Genomic DNA, 4,015 nt, shown 5'->3' with positions numbered 1-4,015 from the left:
GAGCTCAGGGGGGTCCGGAGCGACGGCGGGCCTCGTCCGCGAGGTGGCTGCCGGAGTCGCGGGCCTGTTCGGCGACCTGGCCGGTCTGGTCACGTGCCTCCTCCTGGGTGGTGCGGGCCGCTTGCGCCGCGGTGTCCTTCACCTCCGCGGCGGCGCTCTGGGTGACGTCCTTCGCGCCTTCCTTCAGGGTCTGCGCGGACTCGCCGACGGCCTGCTTCACCGGCTCCAGGGCCTCCCCGCCGCGTTGCATCAGATCGGAGGCCTTCTGCTGCTCGGTCCGGGAGGCGGGCAGCAGGGAGGACGCCAGCAGGCCGACGCCGAAGGCGACCAGGCCGGCGGCCAGCGGGCTGCCCTGGGTCCGGCGGCGGGCCACGTCCGGTGCCTGCTGCACGGCCTCTCCTGCCTGGCCCATCGCCTCACGGGCCGAGTCGGCCGCCCGTTCGGTGCCCTCCTGCAGCGAGTCGGCGGCCGACTGCGCGGTGCTCGACACACCGTGCACGGTCTGCGAGGCGGTGCCCATGACCCGGTCGCGCATGCCCGACACCGCGCCGCGCAGCCGTTCCGTGCGACGGCGGACCACCCGGCGAGGGCTGGTCCGATCGGCGAGCTGGTCCACGTTTGCGGACAGCTGACTGCGGGTGGCCTCTATCTCGGCCCTCATTTGGTCGGGTGACGTGCCCATTCCGCGTTCTCCTTCATCGTCTCGACGGTGTGCTCGGGCTTCGGGGTGACGGTGCGCATCCGTTCACGGCCCTTCTGGTACAGCACGGCTGCGACGACCGCCCAGATCGCGGTGACGACCAGGGCGGCCCAGCCCCCGGCGATCACCTCGGCCAGGCCGAGCAGGGCGGCCACGGACAGGAACAGCAGGACCATGGAGCCGGCGAAGCCGGCACCGCCGTACATCCCGGCGGCCCTGCCCGCCCTGGTCGCCTCCTGCCTGACCTCGGCCTTGGCCAGCTCGACCTCCTGGCGGAAGAGGGACTGCAGGTTCGAGGTCACGACGGACAGCAGCTCACCCACGGACGCGTTCTGCCCCTGTGGCTGGGCGGAGTGGGGTGGGGGCGGTGGAGTCGACGACACCTCACGCCTCCGGGGTTTCCGCGGGCGCCGGCGGCGGGCCGGGCGGAAGCGCCTGGGAGGCCGGCGCGTCCAGTGCGCCCTGGCCCGGCGCCGTGGTGGCCTGCCCCGGTCCGGAGCCGTCGGACAGGGCAGCGGTCCCCGCCGCTTTCGCCAGGCGCCCGATCGCCAGCCCGGCCAGCAGCGCGCCGCCCAGGAAGGCTCCCGGACGCCGGCGGGCGAAGGCCTGGAGGTCGGAGACGAGTCCCTCGACCCCCTGTTTCTCCAGGTAGTCGGCTGCCCGGTGCCCCCGGTCGGCCGCCTGGGCCGCCAGGCTGCGGGCGGTCGAGTCGCCCTGGGCGCGCTCGGCCATCCCGGAAAGGTCGTTCGCCCACTGCCGCAGCGCGCCGGCCGCGCGCTTGGTCTGCCCCTCGGCCTCGTCCATCGCGCGACCGCGCAGATCGTGGATGGCCGTACCGGCCTGCTGCCGCGCCTCACCCACTACGGCCCGGGCCTGTTCCGCCGCGGTGCCCGCGACCTCGGTCGCGGCCTGCTTGGCCTGGCCGGCCGTCGCGGCGGTCTCCGCCTTCGCCTTCTGCGCGGCTTTCCCGCTTCCGGTCTGTGCAGGTTTACTCATCGGAGACCTCTCCTCGTCGGACGTCCTGCGTATCGGTCTCGTCGGTCTCGATCCGAGTGGCCGTTTGTCCAGTTTTGACACGCTTTGGTGGCGAGGTTTGGTGTGTTTCGCGAAGGAGATGCGCCGACGTCGGGACATCCGGGACGCCGTCCCGCCCCGGCGCCGCCGGCGGGGACGAGGGCCGGCCCTTCAAGGCGGGGGCCGGCCCTTCAGTTGTAGATCCTCCGAGTGCTGTAGTTCCGATGCGGTCGTGTGGCGGGCTCAGCGGCAGGCGCGGGCGTGTGCCTGGTGGTGGCGCCTGGTGGAGCAGTGCAGGACATGGGCTTGTGCGCTCGCCCTGTGGTGGCTCGGGACGGAGTATGACGACCATCAGGCGGCGGGTCTCGTATTGGTCGAGCCGGGGGATCCGCTTGCCGGGCTCGATCTCGTAGGCCATGTCCTCGCCGCAGGAGTTCCGCCAGCCGGCCCAGCCGTAGGCGATCTCGAAGGCCACCGGGGTGCTGATCGGAAGGTTGCCGATCATCCCCAGCACCGTTGGTGTCGCTGGGCTGAGTGCGAAGGGGGCCCGGCCCCCACAGGGGCAGATCGCACATCTTCGCCAGGTACATAACCTGTACCATGGTTGGTATGGCTCTGAAGCGCACCAACGTCTACGCCGAGGACAGTGACCTGCAGTTGATCAAGCAGGCCGCAGCGCGGTTGGGTGTGCCGGAGGCGGAGATAATCCGCGAGGGCATTCACCGGATCGCGCTGGCGCACCGGGTCTGGGACGAGCCGTTCGTGTCCGACGAGGAGACCTTCGACCTCGGAGGTCCCGTGGCGGAGGACGAGATCAGCGCCGCGGTGACGCGGGGGTACGACGAACGGGAGCGGCGGAACCGGCAGGGAAACGCCGCGTGATCGCTGTCGCCGACACCTCCGGCATCCTGACCCTGTTCAACCGGTCCGATCCCGACCATCACGCCGCGAGGAAAGCCGCAGACCAGTGCGGTTTCCTCGTCGCCACGCCGCTCGCGCTCACCGAGGTGCACCAGGTGGCGACCAACCGGGCCGGACGGGCGGCGGCCGACGGAATCCTCCGTTCGCTCACCGCACGCGTCCGGCAGATGCGGCTGGTCCTGGCTCCGCCGACGCCGGAGATCCTCGACGCCGCGTTGTCCGTGCGGGCCCGGTACGCGTCGCTCGATCTGGACCTGGTGGACGCGGTGAACGTCGCCCTCGCCGCCGAGTACGACACGGACGCGGTCCTCACCAGGGACCTACGGGACTTCCGGACCGTACGCCCGGTGGGTGGCCGGTACTCCTGCTTCCGGGTCCTCCCCGACGACCTCTGAGTGGTTCTGCGGGGTCAGTTCCCGCCGGCGAAGGCCACGAAGTCGGCCCACGCGGCCGGCGTGAGGGCGAGGCGGGGGCCCCGGCTGTTCTTGGAGTCGCGGACGTGGATGGTGGCGGGGGTCATGGCGACTTCCACGCAGTCGTTGCCGTCCCCGCTGCTGCTGTAGCTGCTCTTGAACCAGGTCGGTGCCGAGGCGTACCGGGTTCGGGGGTGCGGATCATGACTCTCCAAGCAATCGCTCGATGAAAGCCCGCGACTCTCGGGGCGTGAGGGCTTGGGCCCGGATCATGCCATAGCGCAGTTCGAGGATCCTCAGCTGCTTCGGATCGGTCACCGGTCGTCCGCCGAACGCCCCGTCGGAGCGCCCAACGGCGCTGCCGTCGGGGAACTTCAGCACTTCGATCAGTCCGCCCGTCCCGAAGTGGTCCTGGCTGTCGGTCAACAGCACCTGAATCGACACGTTGCGCAACTCCCCGATTTCCAGAAGACGTTCGAGTCGCCTACGCCACGCCATTCTGCCTCCGACCGGGCGGCGGAGTGTCACCTCCTCCTGAACGAAGCTCAGAGTCGGCGCCGGCGACCTCTCGAAGATCGCGCGCCGCGCCAGCCGCGCGGCCACCATGCGCTCGGTCTCCTCCTCCGAGTAGGCGGGGAGCCATACGTCGAACAGGGCACGCATATGGTCCTCGGTCTGCAGAAGGCCGTGCACGTCGTGGGTGCTGTAGAGCCCGATCTCGACCGCCCGGGCCTCCAGCATCGTCAGGTCCCGTACCTTCTTCGGGTACCGGACCTTCCTCACGTCCTCCCACGTCGCCGAGATCAGCCCATCCGCGCGCAACACCTCGTCGGCCTTGTCCAGGTACTCCTGCCGGGGAATCCGCTTCCCGCCCTCGATCTTGTAGACCAGGTCGTCCCCGTACCCCATCGCCGTCCCGAACTCGGCGACCCGCATCCCCACCGCCTCCCGCCGCAGCCTCAACTGC

Annotated in this window: 7 protein-coding genes; 2 read left to right on the top strand and 5 right to left on the bottom strand. The window is 70.8% G+C overall.

Annotated features, from left to right (window positions below; translation table 11 throughout):
* Positions 1 to 4 precede the first annotated feature (4 nt).
* From C1I97_RS32940 to C1I97_RS32930, 3 genes are all read right to left on the bottom strand, one after another.
* Positions 5 to 682 (bottom strand): DUF3618 domain-containing protein, encoded by a 678-nt coding sequence (locus C1I97_RS32940; RefSeq protein ID WP_111006695.1) that lies wholly within the window; start codon positions 680 to 682, stop codon positions 5 to 7.
* The gene (locus C1I97_RS32935; protein WP_258382851.1) at positions 658 to 1,023 is read right to left on the bottom strand and encodes a phage holin family protein; all 366 of its coding nucleotides are present in this window, start codon (positions 1,021 to 1,023) and stop codon (positions 658 to 660) included. Before C1I97_RS32935 ends, C1I97_RS32940 begins: the two co-directional genes overlap by 25 nt.
* A gap of 61 nt (positions 1,024 to 1,084) precedes the next feature.
* The gene (locus tag C1I97_RS32930; RefSeq protein ID WP_111006693.1) at positions 1,085 to 1,696 is read right to left on the bottom strand and encodes a hypothetical protein; all 612 of its coding nucleotides are present in this window, start codon (positions 1,694 to 1,696) and stop codon (positions 1,085 to 1,087) included.
* A gap of 627 nt (positions 1,697 to 2,323) precedes the next feature.
* On the opposite strand from C1I97_RS32930, the gene C1I97_RS32925 reads away from it, so the two are divergent.
* Both C1I97_RS32925 and C1I97_RS32920 read left to right on the top strand, forming a co-directional pair.
* Positions 2,324 to 2,596: a hypothetical protein gene (locus C1I97_RS32925; protein ID WP_111006692.1), complete on the top strand. Its 273-nt coding sequence runs from the start codon at positions 2,324 to 2,326 to the stop codon at positions 2,594 to 2,596.
* On the top strand, positions 2,593 to 3,030 hold the full coding sequence (locus C1I97_RS32920; protein ID WP_111006691.1) for a type II toxin-antitoxin system VapC family toxin: 438 nt from the start codon (positions 2,593 to 2,595) through the stop codon (positions 3,028 to 3,030). The genes C1I97_RS32925 and C1I97_RS32920 overlap by 4 nt, the downstream gene beginning before the upstream one ends.
* A gap of 14 nt (positions 3,031 to 3,044) precedes the next feature.
* Here C1I97_RS32920 and C1I97_RS32915 read toward each other — a convergent pair whose 3' ends face one another.
* Complete coding sequence (locus C1I97_RS32915; RefSeq protein WP_111006690.1) at positions 3,045 to 3,263, bottom strand: DUF397 domain-containing protein; 219 nt, start codon at positions 3,261 to 3,263, stop codon at positions 3,045 to 3,047.
* The coding region (locus tag C1I97_RS32910; RefSeq protein ID WP_111006689.1) for a helix-turn-helix domain-containing protein at positions 3,250 to 4,015 on the bottom strand (766 nt) is incomplete at its 5' end. The genes C1I97_RS32915 and C1I97_RS32910, both read right to left, overlap by 14 nt.

The sequence above is a fragment of the Streptomyces sp. NTH33 genome, assembly GCF_003236365.1.
Classification (GTDB): Bacteria; Actinomycetota; Actinomycetes; order Streptomycetales; family Streptomycetaceae; genus Streptomyces.
This window is presented reverse-complemented; position numbering and strand designations above follow the sequence as displayed.